Annotated in this window: 11 protein-coding genes and 1 tRNA gene; 4 read left to right on the top strand and 8 right to left on the bottom strand. The window is 49.9% G+C overall.

The genetic code is table 11. The features are described from left to right. From bglX to L6472_RS02075, 7 genes are all read right to left on the bottom strand, one after another. Nucleotides 1-2,262: a beta-glucosidase BglX gene (gene bglX / locus L6472_RS02105; protein ID WP_237806734.1), complete on the bottom strand. Its 2,262-nt coding sequence runs from the start codon at nt 2,260-2,262 to the stop codon at nt 1-3. A gap of 8 nt (nt 2,263-2,270) precedes the next feature. Then, a complete protein-coding gene (locus L6472_RS02100) occupies nt 2,271-4,496 on the bottom strand; it encodes a glycoside hydrolase family 3 protein (protein WP_237806732.1) in 2,226 nt (741 codons plus the stop codon). 64 nt (nt 4,497-4,560) lie between these two features. Continuing rightward, nucleotides 4,561-5,655 (bottom strand): family 16 glycosylhydrolase, encoded by a 1,095-nt coding sequence (locus L6472_RS02095; protein WP_237806730.1) that lies wholly within the window; start codon nt 5,653-5,655, stop codon nt 4,561-4,563. Between the two features lie 19 nt (nt 5,656-5,674). Continuing rightward, nucleotides 5,675-8,137, bottom strand: a complete 2,463-nt coding sequence (locus L6472_RS02090; protein ID WP_237806728.1) for a hypothetical protein — start codon at nt 8,135-8,137, stop codon at nt 5,675-5,677. 28 nt (nt 8,138-8,165) lie between these two features. Further along, complete coding sequence (locus L6472_RS02085) at nt 8,166-9,737, bottom strand: RagB/SusD family nutrient uptake outer membrane protein (RefSeq protein ID WP_237806726.1); 1,572 nt, start codon at nt 9,735-9,737, stop codon at nt 8,166-8,168. A 35-nt stretch (nt 9,738-9,772) separates the two neighbouring features. Then, complete coding sequence (locus tag L6472_RS02080; protein WP_237806724.1) at nt 9,773-12,982, bottom strand: TonB-dependent receptor; 3,210 nt, start codon at nt 12,980-12,982, stop codon at nt 9,773-9,775. A 272-nt stretch (nt 12,983-13,254) separates the two neighbouring features. Then, nucleotides 13,255-14,889, bottom strand: coding sequence for a DUF6377 domain-containing protein (locus tag L6472_RS02075; protein WP_237806722.1), 1,635 nt, complete (start codon nt 14,887-14,889; stop codon nt 13,255-13,257). A 425-nt stretch (nt 14,890-15,314) separates the two neighbouring features. Between L6472_RS02075 and L6472_RS02070 the strand changes: the two genes are divergently transcribed. Further along, nucleotides 15,315-15,848, top strand: a complete 534-nt coding sequence (locus L6472_RS02070) for a hypothetical protein (protein ID WP_237806720.1) — start codon at nt 15,315-15,317, stop codon at nt 15,846-15,848. 1,087 nt (nt 15,849-16,935) lie between these two features. Here L6472_RS02070 and L6472_RS02065 read toward each other — a convergent pair. Next, a tRNA-Pro gene (locus tag L6472_RS02065) sits at nt 16,936-17,008 on the bottom strand. Nucleotides 17,009-17,167: 159 nt separating this feature from the next. On the opposite strand from L6472_RS02065, the gene L6472_RS02060 reads away from it, so the two are divergent. The 3 genes from L6472_RS02060 to L6472_RS02050 are packed head-to-tail and all read left to right on the top strand — an operon-like array spanning nt 17,168 to nt 21,553. Next, nucleotides 17,168-18,430: a 3-phosphoshikimate 1-carboxyvinyltransferase gene (locus tag L6472_RS02060; RefSeq protein ID WP_237806717.1), complete on the top strand. Its 1,263-nt coding sequence runs from the start codon at nt 17,168-17,170 to the stop codon at nt 18,428-18,430. A gap of 5 nt (nt 18,431-18,435) precedes the next feature. Then, on the top strand, nt 18,436-18,645 hold the full coding sequence (locus L6472_RS02055; protein ID WP_237806715.1) for a hypothetical protein: 210 nt from the start codon (nt 18,436-18,438) through the stop codon (nt 18,643-18,645). A 16-nt stretch (nt 18,646-18,661) separates the two neighbouring features. Beyond that, nucleotides 18,662-21,553, top strand: coding sequence for a tetratricopeptide repeat protein (locus L6472_RS02050; RefSeq protein ID WP_370640865.1), 2,892 nt, complete (start codon nt 18,662-18,664; stop codon nt 21,551-21,553). Nucleotides 21,554-21,555 lie beyond the last annotated feature (2 nt).

Raw genomic sequence — 21,555 nt, 5'->3', positions numbered from 1 at the left:
CTAATCTACACGAAGTGTCGCTGACATCACACGACGACTGTCGGAACCTATCATCACATCAAAGACTCCTGGTTCCAACACGCTGTTGCCTTCTGCATCGTAATACTGCAGTTGTTCACGACCGATGCGGAAAGTCACCTTCCGCTTCTCACCAGCTTTCAGTTGTATTCTCTGGAAACCTTTCAACTCTTTCACAGGACGTGCCACTGAGGCTGCCTGCTGGTGGATATACAACTGTACGATTTCGTCACCATCGCGCTTTCCCGTATTTGTTACCGTCACGCAGGCTTCTATGCTGCCATCAAAGGCCATCTCTGCACTACTGAGCGACAGGTCTGAGTAGCTGAATGAGGTATAGGTCAGTCCATAGCCAAACGGATAGAGCGGATCATTGCGCAGTTCCAAATAGTTACTTTGATATTTACGATAGTCGTTAGCCCCCTCAGGCACCGGACGACCGGTGTTCAGGTGGTTATAGTAAAGAGGCACCTGACCGATGGACTGTGGCATTGTCACCGTCAGTCGTCCGCTGGGCGCCACCTTGCCAAACAGCACATCGGCAATGGCATCGCCAGCCTCGGAACCAGCAAACCACACATTCATAATGGCATCCACATGCTCCTGCTCCCAGGTCAGCACTGTGGGACGACCCGAGAAGTGGAGCAACACAACGGGCTTGCCCAGCTTCACCAGTTCAGCCAGCAACTCGCGCTGCTCATCGGGCATCTCCAACGTAGCACGACTCGATGATTCGCCAGAGAAATCGGCACACTCGCCCATGGCGCAGACGATGACATCTGCCTTCTGAGCGACAGCAAGTGCTTCGGCCTTAGCCCGAACGGCATCGACACGAGGAATGGTCTTGCCAAACTCGGCGGCCTTCTGCAGAGCCTCATCGCGCGTCAAGTTGCAACCTTGCGCATAGAGCAGTCTGCCCTTGGGCAAACGCTGTTCCAACGACTCCTTGACAGTGGCATAGCGCTCTGGCGTATAAGCCACACACCATGTGCCAGCAATGTTAGCACGGTCGTTGGCCAGTGGACCTATCAGGGCGATGGTCTTATCCATCGTCAAAGGCAGCAGTTCATCCTGATTTTTCAACAACACGAAAGTCTCTGCTGCCATCTTTCTGGCTGCAGCACGATGCTCTTTGGTAAAGATATCTTTGGCTCTGCGCTTCGCATCCAGATGACGATAAGGATTGTCAAAGAGTCCCAGTTTCCACTTGGCTTCCAGCACACGACGGCAGGCTTGGTCTATCTCATCCATCGTCACCGCCCCATCTTGCAGCGAGGCAGCCAGTGTGTTGATGAATCCGTTCGAACACATATCCATGTCGGTACCGGCCTTCAGCGCCTTGGCCGAGTTGCTCTTCAGGTTGCCAAAGCCCCAGGTAGTCATCTCGCCAATAGAACCATAGTCTGTCACCACAAAGCCATCGAACTTCCACTGGTTGCGCAGCACGTCGGTCAACAGCCAACGGTTGGCTGTGGCATGCTGTCCATCGACAATGTTGAAGCTCGACATATACGAGCCTGCCCCAGCCTCAGCAGCAGCCTTATAGGGAGGAAAATACTGGTTGTACATGCGCAGTCGGCTCATATCTACGGTGTTATAATCGCGTCCAGCCTCAGCAGCGCCATAGAGTGCATAGTGCTTCACGCACGCCATCACGCGGTCTGGTGTGTAGCTATCGCCCTGATAGCCGCGCACATAAACTTTGGCCACCTCAGCGCCTAAGAAGGGATCCTCGCCAGCACCCTCTGCCATGCGCCCCCAACGGGCATCTACACAGATGTCCACCATGGGCGAATAGACCCAGTTGATGCCATCAGCCGAAGCCTCACGTGCAGAGATGCGTGCCATCTCCTCAATCGCTTCCAGATCCCACGAGCATGCCAATGCCAGTGGAATTGGAAAGATGGTCTCATAGCCATGGATTACGTCCATCCCCACGATGAGGGGAATGCCTAAGCGCGATTTCTTCACGGCAATATCTTGCAGGGCCTTGATCTTGCTGACACCTTTTAGGTTGAACACCCCACCCAGTTGTCCGTTGGCAATACGCTGCCCTACTTCTGTGTTCACGGCGCCACCCGTCACAATCTCGTCACTGGCTGGTGCCAGGTTCAACTGTCCCAGCTTTTCTTCCAGTGTCATTCTGCTCATCAGCTGACTGACAAAGACATTCATGTCACCCGTCTGTGCCTGCATGTTCAGACACATTGCGCTCAGCATTATCGTCAAAAGTGTTATTCGCATATATACGTTCATTCTTTCAGTTTAAACGTAATTTTATCAGATATATTGTCTGAGGAATTGCCTATCAAAGCCTCAAAGGTGCCTGCTTCTGCACGCCATTCACGAGCAGCTTCGTCATAGAAGCTCAAAGACTCACGACCAATAGTCAGTGTCACCACCTTGCTTTCGCCTGGCTGCAAGAACACTTTTTCAAAAGCTTTCAGTTCCTTCTTAGGACGTTCCACCGAGCATTCCTTATCAGATATATATAGTTGGATGACCTCTGCGCCTGCACACTTACCAGTATTCTTCACCTTGACACTAAACTGATACGTTCCGTTGCCCATGTCTGTCCACGACTGACAACTCATTGCAAACTTCGTATAGCTCAGTCCGTGACCAAAGGCGAAGAGCGGTTTGATGTTCTGCTTCTCCAACCAGCGGTAGCCCACAAATATATCCTCTCTATACTCCTCATCAATGATCTGTTCACCATTGCGCCATGTGCCAGGATAAGTACCTAAAGCATGTGCCCCACAGTCTGCCAAGTGCTTGTACCACGAGAATGGCAACTTACCGCTGGGGTTTGCCTTGCCCAGCAACACATTGACCAGAGCTTCGCCACTCTCAGAGCCAATAAACCATCCTTGAACGATGGCGGGAACCCTGTCGGCCCAAGGCATCTCGACAGCATTACCCGAGATGTTGACATACACCAGACGTGGATTCACCTTCAGTATAGCCTCAATGACCTCGTTTTGCCCATAGGGCAACGCATAGTCCTTACGGTCATGGCCCTCGCTATCCTGATAATCGCTCTTATTCAGTCCGCCGAAGAAGACCACATAATCAGCCTTCTTGGCCTTCTCCACAGCCTCAGCAATTAGCGCTGCCGGTGTGCGCATATCGTAAAGGCTGCGGCCTACCGTCACGCCATTGTAGCTCTGCACGGTGTCGCCAACATAGCCACGGGCATAGTCTATTGAAAGTTGAGAATTGTCTGTTGCCGATTGTGCCTTGAAGGCATCAAGAGGCAGTATCTCTTTTTGCACCTTCAACGATGAAGAGCCACCGCCCACGGTCATCATCTTAATAGCATTTTCGCCAACCACCAAGATTCGTTTGCCCTGTTTCAATGGCAAGAGACCATGATCATTCTTCAAAAGCACAATACCCTCCTCTGCTATTCTGAGTGCTGCATCATAGTGACTCTCAGAACAAAGGAAGCCGACGGGCTTATTTTTCTGCATCGTGGTGCGATAATACAGGCGCAACACGCGGCGCACCTTTTCGTCGAGTTCCTTCATAGAGAACTTACCCTGCTGAATCAGTTTCTTGTATGGCAATGCCAAATAATAGCTATCATAAGCATTAGAGGCACCTTCCGTCAGACCATTGGTCCACGAACCAAACTCCATATCAAGACCGTTCCTTACGGCCTGTTCCGTGTCATGCACGCCACCCCAGTCAGACACCACTACCCCGTCAAACTGCCAGTCGTGCTTCAGTATCTTGTTCAGCAACGTGGCATTATGGCAGCAGTGCTCATTCTTATACAGGTTATAAGCCCCCATGATGGCCCAAGCGCCACCCTGCTGGACTGCGGCTTTGAAGGCTGGCAGATAGATCTCGTGCAGAGCACGGTCGCTCACCACCACATTCACATTGAAGCGATTCTCCTCGTCATTGTTCAGCGCATAATGTTTCACACACGATGCCACCCCTTTTGACTGGACACCCTGTATGTATGGAGCCACCATCCGTGACGCCAAGAAAGGGTCCTCGCCCATATATTCAAAATTACGGCCATTGAGAGGCGTACGATTGATGTTTACACCTGGACCAAGCAATACATGTTTTCCACGATAAAGAGCCTCTTCGCCCAAACTCTCGCCATAGAGTCGGGCCATCTGAGGGTTCCACGAAGCAGCCAGACAAGTCAGTGCAGGAAAAGCCACACACGAGTCGTTTGTCTGTCCAGCCTGTTCCCACTCGTCCCACAACACGTCTGGACGCACCCCATGAGGGCCATCGGTGGTCCACAGGTCAGGGAATCCCAAACGTTTTACGCCAGCTGCCGAGAATTTAGACTGGGCATGAATCACGGCTATTTTCTCGTCGAGTGTCATCCTACTCAGCGCATCCTCTATGCGCTGTTCCATAGGTTTACTGTCATCCAGATACACAGGCAACGTCTGTGCTTGTGTATCTATCGTGACACAAAGCAGCATGGCGGATATTATAATCTGTTTCATTATATTTATATAGAGTATGTTAATTTGTCAAAATGAAGCATGAGGAGACATCGTCGCGTGTGTTTCATTTCTTTTGAAACACACGCACATAATCTACCTCCATGGTGGCAGGCAGCGCACTCTCGTCAATGCCCTGGGCACCACCCCAGCTTCCACCCCAAGCGAGGTTCAGGATGATGTAGAAGGGAGCATCGTAGGGCCAGTCGTCACGCCCCAGGCCTCGGTTGTCATAGCTCAGTTGGACCTTTCCATCCACATAGGTCGTGATATTGGTTGGTGTCCAAAGAATGGCATAAGTGTGAAAATCGTCTTCAGCACCGTCACACTTCATCTCATGGGTCACCTGTGTATTATTAGAGTGAACGTGCGCATTAGCGTGCAGACTCGAAGACACATAGTTGGGATGGTAGCCCACCTCTTCCATGATATCTATTTCGCCATCTGCGGGCCACGAATTAAAGTTCACAGGCATCATCCAGAAAGCTGGCCATGTGCCTTTGCCCTTTGGCAACTTGATGCTGGCCTCAATATAGCCATAAGTCCATCCTTGTTTTACTTTGGCATATACACGCCCAGAATAAACCTTTCCATTTTCCTTCAAAGCCGTGATACGCAGTGTTCCACTCTTCACCTGTGTCACCAACTGCCCCTCTGGCGTCTTGTGGTTCACGTAGTTCTGCAGTTCATTGTTGACCCATCCGGCGCCTTTCACCTCGTGTGTCCAGTTATTGGCATCCAGTTCCGTTCCTGCGTCAAACTCATCCTGCCATACCAGCGCATAACCTTCTGGCGCATTGTAGGCGGCAGTTTCTGCTGCAGCCTGCGTAATCTTGATTTTCTTGCGGGACGAGCCCGACATGATCACGACGTTACCTGAGCGCTCCGATGTGCTTGGATTCTCGTCAACAGTGACAACCGCTTGATTTGATGAATACTGTGCCGTGGCCTTTATAAAATCGCCTTCTGCATAGAGTCCCCACTCTTTGCCTGTCGTTCTGACATCTACTGAATAGGTACCACCATCAGCTGGCACACTGATAGTTTCTAACGAAGTGGTAATCACTGGCCCTGAGGGCTCCGAGTCATCACCGTCACCACCGCAGCCCAGAAGGGCTACGGTGAGTGAAAGTAATAGAGTACTAAACATGTAACGTTTCATTATTTGCTTTTATTATCCTTTATTGTGCTTTTTCAAAAATGATATCACTGATTGTGATATTGGTTCCTGCAGGGGCGCCAGCAAAATCAAATACCAAAGTGAACTCATGTGCATCACCCTTTGGCAGTGTGACACCAGTAGCCTTGTAAACAAAAGGCTCATCTGCTTTCAGGTTATGGCGACCATCGAAGTATTTGTTGTCATCGTGCTTCACTTCTTCGCTCTCGTCACTCTGTGTCAGCTTGATGGTAGCGTCATTGATATCGCTATCGGCAGTAATGGTGCACTGGAAATTATAGGGGTCATTCTGCTTGGCACTCAGTGTCGTCAAGATTTTCACCTGTGCCTGCCACTGATTTGAACCGACACCTTCAGGAACAGTCAGGCTCCACTTGCTACCATCATGTTTGATTTCCGGCTGCGTCTCCACCATACTCCAACCTGCATCAGCAAAGTATGTTGAAGTGCCTTTAAAGTTAGTCCCATCATCAACGCTCTTCCACAGGTTGTTGGCATCATCGTAGGCCATCACGACAGCCTCCTCAAGAAAGATTTTGCTGATTTTGACATGAGCGCCCTCTTGAATGCCGCCAAAGTCATAAACAAGCGTCAACTCGTGAGCATCATCCTTCTTCAGCTCTACAGCTTCGGCTTTATATATCAGAGGCACGTCGGCCTTCACATCATGACGACCATCGAAGAAGTGGTTGTCGTCGTGCTTTTTGTCTTCACTTTCGTCACTCTGTGTCAACTTGATGGTTACGCCGCTAATATCGACGTCTGACTCTACAACACAGTAGAAGTTGTACTTCTTGGCCTTTGATGCCGGGAGTGTGGTCATGATTTTCACTTGTCCCTGCCACTGATTTGGTCCCACGCCTGCAGGTGCTACAAATTCCCATGCACCATCTTTATGGATAATTTCCGGCTGAGTTTCCAAAGCACTCCAACCTTCGTTAGCGAAGAAGGTGGAAGTGCTCTTGAAAGCAGTGCCAGCCTCAACAGCAGCCCAAAGGTTAGATGCAGCTGCTGGATCCCAGTCCATCACGGGCTGGTCACCGCTTTCACCACCTTTCACGATGGTACCATCGTCGTTGGCATGGTCTTTCAGCACAATGCTGTTGATATTGATCTTGGTTTCCTTGGGCGCATAACCGAAGTCAAACACCACTTTCACCTGATTGAGGGTTTTACCCTTGAGGTCACTCTTCCAGAAGACGACATCCTGTCCGGCCTTCAGGCTCACGTCGGCAACATCGATAATTGTTTCGCCATCAGCCTCATCGGTCACCTTTACTGTCACGCCGTCAACATCTTTATCGGCATTCAGAATGACAGAGAAGTCATAGTTCTTGTCTGCAGTGATGTTTACATCAGAGTGCAGTTGGAACTGAGCCTGCCATCTGTCACTACATGCCTCAGGCACGGTGATCGTGTAGTCATTGGCTCCTTCTACATAGGTAGCTTTCATCTCTTCAGTAAGATCAGTTACCCATCCTGGGTTGAAGTAGAAACTTGCAGTGGGAGTAACGCCCTTCCACAGGTTGAAGTCGCTGCTGGCATCAAAGCCCTGCTCTTCAACCAGTCGCTCATCGGCTGCACTTGTCAGCACGAAACGCCATGCGATGGTGCGGTCTGGCGTTTCATAGACCAACACCAGTTTGCTTGCTGTCAGCGACTCGATGCGGAACATAGGATTCTCATACTGAGCATCGCTCGATATATAAGGGAACATGGTGTTGGCAGCAAACTGAATATAAGTTTGCTTGGTCACATTACCGGCAGCATCCTCCCAGTCGTAAACCTCGAAACTCCAGGTCGAGGTCTGACTACCGATCGTCACGTCAACATCATCAGCGTCATTTTGCGTATTCCACTTCGTTACGCCCTTATTGACGAAGGTCTTTCCGTCGGCACCAGGATTATAGGTATAGCCACCGCCTTTACGATTGGTCGTGGTGAAGGTGATGCGGTCGTCATAAATGCCAAAATCCTTTTTATCGTTAGGAGCAGCACTCCACCAATCGGTGGCAGCTGTTCCTGCAGGACCACAACCAAGGTGCCCCACTTCCTTGTTGGCTATACGCCACTCCTTGTCACAAAGACGACGGAAGTCGGCTGTGTAGTCAATCTTTGTCTCATTGAAGGTAAACGACTTGCTGACCACGCCATGACTGAATCCATTGCGATTACCCAGTTTCAAGTCGATGGTATAAGTGCCTGCCTCAGGATTCTGGTAGCCCACCTCCTGCAGGGTAGAATAGCTATTGCCATTGACAATCCACACAGGGTATGTGCCGGGCTGTGGCGTATAGGTAGCAATCATCTGGTTGGTCTCCTGGTCCACGCTGATATTGAAATCAACATTTTCCACCGAGGGGATACCATTGGGATCAGCGCCATCGAAACTGTCGGGCGAGCAGGCATTCAACAAGGCACCTGCCATCAGAGCTCCCATCGAAAATTGAAATATCTTATTCATACTTTTTTCTAAACTCCTTAATTAACAATTAGTATTCGTTCTGTACCAGCGTTGGGTCGGCATCCAGCTCGCTCTGAGCCAGAGGAATATGCTTCTTGCTGGGTGTCCATGTGTTGGTGCGGTAGCCATATTTATCGGGTACCAGCACGGTGCTTGCCTTCTGCGTGGCACCGCTGATGCCCTCTGCACGCACCAGGTCGAAGTAGCGTTTGCCCTCGCCGCACAGTTCCAGATGGCGCTCTGTGAAGATATCGTCGATGGTCACAGCATCCAGTTTCTTCAGTCCTGCACGTGTGCGCACCTCGTTCACGTAGTCCTTGGCGTCAGAAGCGCTGCCACCAGTCTGCAACAACAGCTCGGCTGCGTTCAGCAGTGTCTCGGCATAGCGATAGATACGCTTGTTGTTATTATAGTTCAGGTTCTTCGAGGTAGGACAGTCAATATTGTTGGCTGTCTGCGGACGATATTTTCCGTGCCAGATATGCGTGTCCTGATAACGCTCGGAATACTGAGTGCCCTGCACATTCCAGCAAGTCACGTCACGACGCTTGTCGGCGGCATCATACATATTATAGGTCTCGACCCTCATAGGCAAGAAGCCCCAACCCTCGGCACCGGCATCCCAGCCGTCGCCACCTTTCCAGTCCTTTGGCGAACAAAGTGTGGGGAACACGGTTCCACCTGCATTCAAGGCTGCTGCGCCCCAGTCGCGCTGTGCTTGGTCATCGTTGTAGTTGATCTCGAAGATGCTCTCTTCGCACCACTCTCCATGCTCTGTCCACAGGTCGGCGAAACTGGGATTCAGGTCATAGTTTGGATCACCTATGATTTCCTGCATGTACTTCAAAGCAGTAGGATAGCGTGCACTGTCGTTTTGATACATCACCATCTCGGCATAGAGCATATAGGCGAATGCCTGACTGACGCGTCCCGACTCGGCGGCGGGCCAGCGCATGGGCAGCACCTCTGAGGCGATGATTTCCTCCAGTTCGGGCAACAAGCGAGCATAGATCTCGTCGGCTTTGAGCTGAGGTGCCGTGTAGGGCAGCGACAGGTTTTCAAGATAGAAGGGCACATTGCCATAGTAATGCCACAATATATTATAATAGTACACGCGAAGCAAACGAGCCTGCATCTCCATCGACGCACGGAAACTGGCGCTGGCATTGCCGCTCCATCCTGCATACTTGATAGCATCGTTGCAGCGCTTAATACCACTGTAGAAGTCGCCCCAGAGTGTGGAAAGCGTGTTATTGCCGTCGGCTTCATAGTTGAACAGACGGTGCCAGTGCTGGTTGTCTCGAACGTCGCTGCCACCGACCCAGAAGTCATCGCCCATGATCTCGCCATCGACGGTCAGGTCATTATAGGCCACATTGTCCCAGTCGGGCCAGTGCAGCGGTGCGTAGGCCGAGGTAAGCGCCTCGTTCAGTCTTTCCTCCGTCGTGTAATATTCTTCCAGAGGTTCTCCCGTAGGATTCTTCACCTCAAGGAAGTCGTCGCTGCAGGCAGCGACAAAAAGGGACAGGCCAACAGTGAGCAGTGAATAATTGGCTGCCGTCATTCCCTTTTTCAATAGGTTGTTTATCTTGTTGTTCATATCATCTAAACGCTTTATTTCATAAAACTCTGTAACTATAACGAAATATTGAATCCCAGTGTGTAGGTGCGAGCCTGTGGATATACGCCGTAGTCAACACCCAGACTGGTAGAACCCGAACCGATTTCAGGATCGAAGCCCCAGTACTTGGTCCAAGTGAAGAGGTTCTCGGCACGAGCGTAAAGGCGCAGACGGCTGACACCGACCTTACGGGTGAGATGGCGTGGCAAAGTGTAGCCCAGCGTGATGTTTTTCAGACGCAGATAGCTGCCATCCTGAATATACATGTCACTGCAGACCCAGTTCTTTGAGTTGCCAATAGTGGGCACCGTATTGCTGGTACCTTCGCCCGTCCAGCGCTGCAATATCCAAGTGGGATAGTTGCCAGAAGGAATATCTTGACGATAGGTAGCGTCGAACACATCAGCACCGCTTACGCCTTGGAAGAAGACGCTCAGGTCGAAGCCTTTCCACTCAGCGTCGAAGTTCAGACCAAAGGTCCAGTCGGGCACACCGTTACCAATATTGGTGCGGTCGTCAGAGGTGATGGCATTGTCTCGATTGGTATCCACGAAACGGAAATCACCAGGGTTTGAAGATGTGCCATACTTAGCATTATAGGCATCTGCTTCTGCCTGATTCTGCAGGATGCCGTTGGTCTTATAGCCATAGAAGAAGGGGAATGGCTGTCCGTTCTCGGCACGTGTGCCGCCATCGCTGAACTGGTTGATGCCGAAGTCCAGGAAGCCATTGTCGTTACCCAGGTTCTTCAGCTTGTTTTTCAAGTAAGAAGCATTACCCTTCACGGCAAAATGTGCATCAGAGATGTGCCACTTATAGCCCAGTTCAAATTCGACACCGCTGTTCTCCATATCGCCGACATTGGCCAGAGGTCGAGCTTCGCCGACATACGATGGGATGGGCATCTCGATAATCATTCCGTTGGTCTTCTTGACGAAGTAATCCACGCTGAATGTCAGCTGGTTGTTCCAGAAGCCCACGTCCAGTCCCAGGTCGGTCTGTTCGCTCTCCTCCCATTTCAGGTCTTCGTTGGCAAGACGGTTGGCTTTCGAGCCGTAAACCATAGAGGCAGTCTGACCAAAATAGTAGTTGCTGGAGGCGCCGATGGTGGTCAGTGTGGTGTAGGCGAAGTCACCAATATTGTCGTTACCGTTCTTACCCCAGCTGGCACGCAGTTTCAGGTTGCTCAGCCAGTCGCGTGTATCCTTCATGAAGTCTTCGTTCATGATGTTCCATCCGAATGAGAATGAAGGGAACACACCATACTTATTGTTTGAACCAAAACGGCTCGAACCGTCACGACGGATGGTGCCTTGCAGCATGTACTTCTCGTCGTAGTTGTAGCTGACACGGGCAAAGAGCGACGAGAGGTGATGCTCGGTGTAAGGTCCGCCCCAAGCGCCCACCAGACTCTTGGCACCCGTGATCTTGCCATTGGCATCGGTAGAGAGTTCCAAATCGCCGCCCGTGGTATAATTCAGGCTGGGTTTGTTGATATTGACGAGGTTCCAGTGCGAACCGCCCAGCTCGTCGCCCTTGAACTTCATGGCGCTCTGTCCCAGCACAACGCCGATGGTGTGCTTACCAAATATCTTGTCGTAGGTCAGGGTGTTCTCCACCTGCCATGTTGAGTTATTGCCTTTATAAGATGTGGCAGAAGTATGGTCGGCATTGTTATTGCCCGAAAGATAGAACTTCTGTTTGGTGGCAGCATCGTAACCCCAGAACGAGAGCTCGGCACTGTAGGTGAAGTGGTACTTCAGTTCGTCCCACAACTGCAGGTCGAGCGAGAACTTTGGCATGAACTTATGACTCCAATTGCGGGTGGGTGTCCCCTGCATCAGGGCTATTGGGTTGACCTGTTCATTATAAGAGCCCACATAGTTGGGGATGGTATAAGGATTACCCTGGTCATTGCGATAGAGCTCGTACTTAGCATACTGATCCATCATCTTCTCGCCAGCAAGGGCATTGCCATCGCGATCATAACCGGCATCGAGTGTGACTGGCAACACAGGAGCCAGATAGAGAGCCGAACCGAGTGGCGACCCCCAGGTAGAGTTGGTCTCCACACCTGTATTATGTACACGCATGTAAGAGATGTTGGCACTGAGGTCCAGTTTGTTCAGAAAGCTGCGCTCTTTTGAATCATCGAAAAGATTATACTGATTGTTCGAGCGAATGGTCAAGCGGTCATAGTTTGAATGTCCATAGTTACCACCTACGATACCTTCTTGAGTGAGGTAACCCAACGAGAGGTAGTAGTTAGCCTTCTCCGTAGCACCACTGATGCTGACGTCATGCTGCGCTATAGGGGCATTGTCGTTAAAGACCAGATCCTGCCAATCAGTACCAAAACCTTTGATGGCACGGCCGTTGGCATCCACCAGATTGTAGGGATCCTGATAGATAGGAGCCATGCCGTTCTGTACGGCTGCCTCATTCTGCAGGATGGCATAGTCGGTGGCACCAGTCACATCGCGCTTCTTCCAGGCACTCTGCCAGCCGTAGCCGAAATTATAGTTAATGGAGGCCTTGCCCATCTTACCCTTCTTGGTGGTCACCAGGATGACGCCATTAGCGGCACGGGCACCATAGATAGCACCAGAAGCGGCATCCTTCAGCACTTCAATACTTTCAATATCATAGGGGTTGACGCTTTCCATACCATTCTGATCGGTTGGCATTCCATCGATAATATAAAGAGGATTTGAGTCGTTGATGGTACCAATACCGCGGATGCGGACCATTGACTTTGAACCAGGCTGACCCGACGAGGAGGTGACGTTGACGCCAGCGGCCAATCCCTTCAGGGCATCTTCGGCACGCAGACGTGTCTTTCCGTCCAGATCGTCGGCGCTGACCTTAGCAATAGCAGCTGTAACGACACTCTTTTTCTGCACACCGTAGCCGATGACTACGACATCCTGCAACACCTGAGAGTCTTCCTTCAGCATCACTTTCATGCCTCGGGTGGCTTTCATTTCCTGCGTGACATAGCCTATATAGCTACACACGACGACAGCGCCCTCGTTCACCCTGATGGAGAATTGACCATCGAGGTTGGTGACGGTACCATTCTGAGGATTTGATTTCTCGACGACAGAGACACCAATAAGGGGCTCTCCATGTTCGTCTGTCACTGTACCCAAAATGTTTTGGGCTTGTGTTGCCATTGACACTACCAGTGCCAGCAACAACCACAGAAACCTTTTTTCTTTCATACTTTGGTTAGTTGGTGATAAATTATAATTTTAGTTGATTAATAAATTGGTTATTGACATATCACGTCGATGATTGTTTCGACGGCTCAAAATTATACAAAAAAGCAATGCCACTCGAACACGTGGATTCAAAAAGTGGACAACAACCAATGCATTAAAAGTGCAAGTTATTAATTTCTAAACACTTGCATCTAAAAGAGATTCAGAAAAAGAGTGGATGAGATATAAAGGTGTAAAATGACATTTATTACTGATTTTTGCCGGTTTCATCGTCACAAAGCCTTCACTTGCTCTTCAAACAACTCACGATTGCCGAGTGCACCGTTTTTGATACGCGCACGGTAATTATAGATAGTGTTGACGGAATAGTGGAGGAATTCGGCAATCTTCGACGAGTCTTCAAATCCCAAGCGGATAAGAGCAAAGATGCGAATGTCGGTGGTCAGTCGGTTCTCTGCTTTAGGATGAATACGCATTTCGGGCTGCAGCAAAGCATTGAAATCATCGATAAAACCGGGGAAAAGATGCAAAAAGACGCTGTCAAAGTTTTCATATAGTTCTTCCAATTCTTTCTCCTTGAGCTCGGTGGACTTTGACATCTGGTAGAGTTCTTCAAGTTCTTTGTTCTTCATCTTCTTGTTGACCAACTTGCGATAGTTATCGAGCTTGTCAATATATTGTGCGCAGAGGCTCATGAATCGACCTATATATTCTTCCTTCACGCGATTGCTCTCCGACAACCGGGCATTGAGTTGCGACAACTCGTCCTTCTGGCTGGCCAACAGATCGTTGACCATGGCCAACTCATCGTTAGAGGTGCGCAGGTCGTTACGGGCGGCATTCAACTGGATGTTGCGGTGATGCACAATGTAAAGAATGGCTAACAGCAGTACCAACATCACGCTAATCACAGACAGCGCACAAAGCAACTGCGAGGTGGTGCGTTCGCTCTGCGACTTATACTCCTTGGCGATGTGCGACAACAGGGGGGCTATCTGCCAATTGCGCTGACGCGAACCATAACGGTTGGCACAGTCGCTGGTATAGCTAATGTAGCGCGAAGCACGATCGACATCGCCACTGAGCATCAGTTGGTTGGCCAGTTCCCACATGCTGCCCTGGTCCATCACGGCATTGCGGATGTCGCTCAGCACCGACTCGGTGAGCCAGTACATCATCTGTGCGGTGTCGCGCTGTATCTTATAGTCGATGAAACGATAAAGGGTGGTCATGGCATAACGATGGCTGCCAGGCTCAACGGTCTTCATCCACTCGTCATTGATGGCAAGTGCCGTCTTGATGTCGCCTGCGTTCTGAGCATCCTGCTCGCGGCGAACAAAGCATGCTTCGCTGGTGGCAGGCAGGTAGTCGTACATCAGCTGCTTGTAGTGTTGTTCTTTTTGCCAGTATATCTGGCGCATATCTTCGAGATGGGTGTAATAGCCAAGCTCACCATAAATATTATTATAGGCTTCATAATAGGTGCCCAGCACAATTTTATCAAGACTGCTATCGACATGGATGGAGTCGAGTATGGTGAGGGCCTCGTCATAAAGGCCGATGTTTGAACAGCAGATGGCCAACTGCGAACGACAACGCACGGATAAGTTGCGGTTGCCCTGCAGATCGGCCAGCGAGATACACTGGCGGAGAAAATAGATGGCTGAGTCGCTGACAAAGGGGCGGTAGAGTTCGTACAACTGATAGCCCACATCCATTTTTTGCTGCCCGCTGTTGATGTCGAAGGCATGGCGTGCTGCCGATATTTTTGCTTCGCGCTGGGCAACATATGACGAAGACTGGGCTATGGCCTCATCAATCAGACGGTAACGCGCCTCAATATCGACTTGCTGGGCATAAACGATGGTGGCACAACACACGAAAAGGTTGATTAATAGTTTTCTCATCATTACTTAGTTATTGATACAATCGACAAATGCAAACATGCCGACAAACGTTGGACAAAAATACGAAAAGTAGCGGGAAGCACAAAAGTTTTTAATATTTTTTATACGGAAAGCGATAGTTTTGGAACGAAAACAAATGCGTAGCTTTGGCTTGCCAACAGTTACACTTTATCACAAAATGCACCACTTTTGATACAAAAGACCATAATTTTTGATTATATTTTTGATTTTTGTTTAGATAAATTTAAAAATATTTGGAACTTATCCATAAAATTGTTATCTTTGCAGCATAAATCCACGTTAATCAGGTATTTGAGCCTCTACGAAGCTATCTACAACGTTCAACGGTAGGGGCATCAATTAAAGACGATTATTAGGAACCACTACGTAACATTGAATAACAACGCATACCAAGCAAAAGGAAAATGACAGCAAATACAAACAACTGGAGTTTAGGAGAAATTACTGTAATTCCAAAACTAGAGAGATTCTTGAAAAAAAGCGGCAGGAATACATACAACCAGTATGTAAACTCTCGCTATATGTGCATACGTGAAGAAAGCAGCAATAAGTGTGGCATCTTAATCAAAGTGCTGGGCAAAACAACGCCTCGTCATATTAAGATACATAAGGGTGAGCCTTTCAGTAAAGACGAAATTGAAGAGCAGTTCTACACCACCACCCTGTTCAGCTATCCCTACCCCACCATGAGAAAACTTGACGAAGTATTAAATATACTGCGTACAAGCCCTAAACTGGTGAACCTGCTTGAGGAAGCATCCATGCACATTAATCTCGACTCAACATTCTGGGTGAGAGACACCAAACGCACTTTCCTATTCCAGAAAAAGTTGCAATATCTTGATGGATATACAGGCGAGTTATGCTTGTCATCAAGCAATCAGCCCCGCTATCGTGTGTCTATCATTTACTTTTTTAAAGGCGAGCTGATTTGGTAAGCACGCTCTTTGGGATTTCCTAGCACAGGGTTAGGAAATTCCCTAAGAACTTTGTCATCCAACTGCATCATGAAGTAAAATGAAAAAACGTAAGTCAAATTATAAACCTTAATCTTTACGTTACGACTTTTCAACTCATGATTTGAATTCATCCATGCTTCATATCCGCACAGGACGCGGAGTGAGTTGACGCTTTTTAGGCTCAAGCGAAAATTCATAGGGGTAATCCTTTATTTGCGCTTTTTGTTATTTCTGTAGTGGCTCAGCAGATTCTTTAGATAGAAATCAATAGAAAGGAATCCTATTGAGAATATCTCTCTCCCTCTGGAGGGACGGGTGGGGTCTGTATCTCCATTGGCAGTTAGAACATCACTGACCCCACCCCCAACCCCTCCCCTACATGGGAGGGGAGGGGCTACGGAGTCCTTGGATTTTCAACCGCATAGTACGAAAGATTCCTTTTGGGGTATGTTCTATAAATTACATATATCATCCGCAGAACTCCCCTCCCTTCAAGGGGAGGGGCTGGGGTGGGGTCTGTATCTCCATTGGCGGTTAGAACAACACTGACCCCACCCCCGACCCCTCCCCTACATGGGAGGGGGGTGGCTGCGCAAGGTTCAATAAACACAGACTGAAAACACAAAAGGTCTCAGAAAGTTGCGTTATAGTGCTGCTTTTGTCTTGTTATAGTTTCGCTTTTGCGTTGTAATAGCTTTAGTTTTGATGTCCGTCCAGCCCCTAGATGTGGCGCATCCAGCCCCTGGAACGAGTCGTTTTAGCCCCTGGATGCGGTTGTTCTAAGGGCTGGATGTTGAGCATCCAGGGGCTAGACCAGAAACGAAAGCTTTGGTTTTAGACTTTAGAAACGCCTCTTCTAGACTTTAGAATACGTGCTTTTAGACTTTAAAACGACCCTCTTCAGACTCTGGAAATGCCTATTCAAGACTCTGGGAGCATCGCGAAACCTACGCAATTGCAACTGAGCCCTTGAGCCTCTACTGAGCCGTCATCAGATGCCGATGAACATACAACAATCAAAAAAAATCCAAGCTACCGTTTACCAGTGGCTTGGACTTTCACTTTGTCGGGATTACTGGACTCGAACCAGCGACCTCGCGCCCCCCAGACGTGTGCGCTACCAACTGCGCTAAATCCCGATCAATATGCTCTTCTTCCGAATTGCGGATGCAAAGGTACTGACTTTTTCCGAAACTGCCAAATTTTTCTGCATCTTTTTCACCTTTTTCCAAAAAACTTTAATTATTGCAGGGCGATAGTAGCATTATGACTTTTATTTTGTAACTTTGCCGTCAGATATGGAGACTTACAACATCATAGCACCGGAAAGACTGCAGGCTACCATCAAACTGCCTGCCTCGAAGAGCATTTCGAACCGGGCACTCATCATACATGCACTGACAGGAGGGGACATGCTGCCCGACAACCTGAGCGACTGTGACGACACAGAAGTGATCATTCAAGCATTGGAACGGATGCCTCACGTCATCGACATCAAAGCGGCTGGCACTGCCATGCGCTTTATGACGGCTTTTCTGTCGGCCACAGAACATGGTGAACACATCATCACGGGCACAGAACGCATGAAGCACAGACCTATCAAACTGCTGGTTGACGCCCTGAGACACCTGGGAGCCGACATCGAATATGAAGGAGAAAACGGTTTTCCACCGCTGAAAATCAACGGACAGCAGCTGGAGGGCGGTGAGCTGGAGATTGCGGGCAACATGTCGTCGCAATACACCTCAGCACTGCTGATGGTTGGACCCGTGCTGAAAAAGGGACTGACACTGCGACTGACCGGCGAGATTATTTCGCGACCATACATCGACTTGACGCTCTGGACCATGCGTGAGTTTGGCGCTGACGCCGAGTGGACCTCGATAGACACCATCACCGTGCAGCCTAAGCCCTACGTGGCGCGTCCCTATTTGATTGAGAACGACTGGAGCGGTGCCAGCTATTGGTATGAGATGGTGGCGCTGTCGAAGGATGAGGAGGCTGAGGTGAAACTTAGCGGACTGATGGACGGGTCGAAACAGGGTGACTCAGGTGTGCGCTACCTGTTCAGTCTGCTGGGGGTGAAGACCATCTTCGAGACCAAGGAACCTGGCATACCCACCACCGTGACCCTGAAGAAGAGCGGACGTCACGTGCCCAGACTGGAATATGACTTTGTGAACATGCCCGACCTGGCGCAAACATTTGTTTGTACGTGCTGTGCACTGGGGGTGCCCTTCCACTTCACGGGATTGCAGACGCTGAAGATCAAGGAGACCGACCGCATGGCTGCATTGACAACAGAAATGAGAAAACTGGGCATCGAACTGAAGAGTGTGAACGGTAGCGAGCTGATGTGGGACGGCAAGCGTTCGGCAACGACCGAAGGGAACGACTGCTACACCATTGACACCTATGAGGATCACCGCATGGCACTGGCCTTTGCACCAATGGCCTTCCGTATGCCTATCTGTATCAACAACCCGCAGGTGGTCAGCAAGTCGTACCCGATGTTTTGGGATGATCTCGAGAAAACAGGATTTGTAATCAACAAACAATAAAGTATATGCAGTTTGCACTCATTTGTATTATATCGCTGGCAGTGCTGGGCATCGTGGCGGCATTGGCGTCCATGCTGACGAAAGGTGGCACCGACGCGCCCGTAGTAGAGGGCGAAGACTGCGCCACATGCAGCAGCAAGGTATCGGGCGACTGCAAGATAGCCTGTCTGATGGAAGAGAAAAAACGCCGCGAAAGCAATAAAACGGCCATTTAGGAGTTCTTCTTTTTAGATGCGTAGATTATTATATATAGGTATAGGTAGCGTCATCAGCTTCCTGCTGATGACAGCATGCTCTACGCAAAAAAATACGGGAAAGAGCCGATTCTGGCATTCTTTCACAGCCAAATACAACACTTACTACAACGGTTCTCTGGCCTACATCGAGGGTGACGAGGAGAAAGAAAAGGGCAACAAGGACAACTTCACGGAGATGTTGCCCCTCTATGCTGTGGGCAACAAAGCAAGCCGGGACCTGGGAAAGGGGAAATATGACCGCACGATAGAGAAGATGGAGAAAGCCATCAAGATGCACTCTATCAAGGCTAAACCGCAATGGAACAAGACAAGGAAGAAGACTGCACGCGACAGGGAATGGCTGTCACGCGGCGAGTATAACCCATTCCTATGGAAAGCGTGGATGCTGATGGGACAGGCGCAGTTTCAGAAGGGCTCATTCGATGAAGCTGCTGCCACATTCTCGTACGTGAGCAGACTGTATCAGGGACAGCCGGCCATCAACAACATGGCACGCGCCTGGCTGGCTCGCTGCTACACGGAGCTGGACTGGCTGTATGACGCCGAGGACGTGATTAGAAACATGAACCGCGACAGCATCCACTACAAGGCTCAAAGGGCATGGGATGCGACATTGGCGGACTACTATTTGAAGAATGGCGAACTGGAAAAGGCTCTGCCCTACCTGCGCAAGACAGCTAAACACGAGAAGCGTACGACCCAAAAGGCGCGCATCTGGTTTCTGACAGGACAGGTGGAGGCGGCACTGAACCACAAGGAGCTGGCATACAAGGCTTACCAAAAGGTGGTGAGACTGAACCCGCCCTATGAACTGGAGTTTAATGCGCGAATAGCTCAGACCGAGGTCATGGCAAAGGGTAGTGCCAAGAAAATGATTGGACGACTGAAACGCATGGCGGCATCGGACAATAATAAGGATTACCTAGATCAGGTGTATTATGCCATTGGCAACATCTACTTGATGCAGAACGACACGGCAAAAGCAATCGGTGCTTATGAAACGGGCAACGAAAAGGCTACGCGTGGTGGCATAGAGAAAGGGGTGCTGCTGCTGAAACTGGGCAACCTGTACTGGGAAAAGGAGAAATATAACGACGCTCAACGCTGCTATGGCGAGGCAATAGGTCTGCTGGACAAAGACCGCGATGACTATGAGAGTCTGGCACTTCGCTCGAAAGTGCTCGACGAACTGGTGCCTCACACCGATGCGGTCTATCTGCAGGACTCTCTGCAAGCGTTGGCAAAACTGACTGAAAAGGAACGTCTGGCTGCCATCGACCGGGTGATAGACGCTCTGAAAAAGAAAGAAAAGGAGGAACGCGACAAGGCCTTGGAAGCTGAAGTGGAGAAACTGCAGCAGAACGCAGGGGCTGCCGGCGGACGTAACACACGCAACACGACACCACAACGAGACAACTCTGCGGCAAAGGATGGCAAGTGGTACTTCTACAACCAGATGGCTGTGAACCAGGGTAAGCAGCAGTTCCAACGAGAGTGGGGAAAGCGTGAGAACGTGGACGACTGGCAGCGCGCGAACAAAACGGTGGTGAACCTGCAGGGGGAGACCAACAGCGAGGAAGCAACCGACAGTCTGGACTTGGCGGGAAATGCGGAGGACACTGAGACTGACAACAACGCCGACAATGCGGAAGCTGACTCGTTAGCCAACGACCCACACAACCGCGAATACTACTTGGCACAGATACCTTTCACCGAAGAACAGGTGGCTGAGAGCAATGCGGCCATCATGGACGGATTGTTCAACTCGGGAATTATCTTCAAAGATAAGCTGGAGAACCTGAGACTGTCGGAGAAACAGCTACTGAGACTGACTTCGCAATATCCTGACTACGAGCAGAACGACCAGGCTTGGTATCATCTGTTCTTGTTGTACTCTCTAAAGGGCGACACGCTGACTGCCAACAACTGTCTGACAAGGATGCAGACTGACTACCCCGAGAGCGAATGGACCATCTTGCTGAGTGACCCGTACTTTGCGGAAAACGCACGCTTTGGGGAACATCTTGAGGACTCTATCTATGGGGCTACCTACGAGGCATTCAAGGCAAACAAGCACGAGATGATTCAGGCGAACGCGAAACTGTCGGCAGAGCGTTTTCCACTGGGTGAGAACAGACCGAAGTTTTTGTTCATCAACGGACTGAGCCTGCTGAATCAGGGCGATGCTAAAGGTTGTGTAGAGAACCTGAAAATGGTGGTAGAGAAATATCCGCAGAGCGAGGTGTCGGAGATGGCTGGCATGATTGTCAAGGGTGTGCAGGAAGGCAGAACTCTGCATGGCGGCAAGTTTGACTTGGATGACGTTTGGTCTAGACGCGACATCACGGCTGACAATGACTCTGTGGATGCCGACACGCTGTCGGCAGAGCGTAACGTGCCGTTCCACTTTATCTTGGTATATCAGACGGACTCGCTGAACGAGAACCAGCTATTGTTCGAGATGGCACGATTTAACTTCTCGAACTTCTTAGTACGTAACTTCGACTTGGAGATAGAACATGACAACGGCATCAGCCGCATGCTGATACGTGGCTTCCTGAATTTCGACGAGGCGCTGCAATATGCACGTCAATTGCGTAGCACGCAGACCATGAACGAGATATTGAAGAGGTGTCGTTCTTTGATTATCAGTGAGCACAACCTCGGACTGATAGGTTCGCGTTTTAGCTACAAGGACTACGATGAATTCTACGAAAAGGTGTTCCTGCCACTGCCTGTCACCAATGAGGATCTGCTGCAGAAGCCTGACTACGAGCAACCTGTGGTAGATGCTGAGGACGAGGTGGCTCCGGCACAGGACAAGGACAGCGAGGAGGAAGTGTTTGACTTAGAAGACTTATGGTAAGG

This window comes from Prevotella sp. E13-17, from assembly GCF_022024035.1.
Lineage (GTDB): Bacteria > Bacteroidota > Bacteroidia > Bacteroidales > Bacteroidaceae > Prevotella.
The sequence above is the reverse complement of the archived record's forward strand: the minus strand, read 5'-3'. Positions and strand labels throughout refer to the sequence as shown.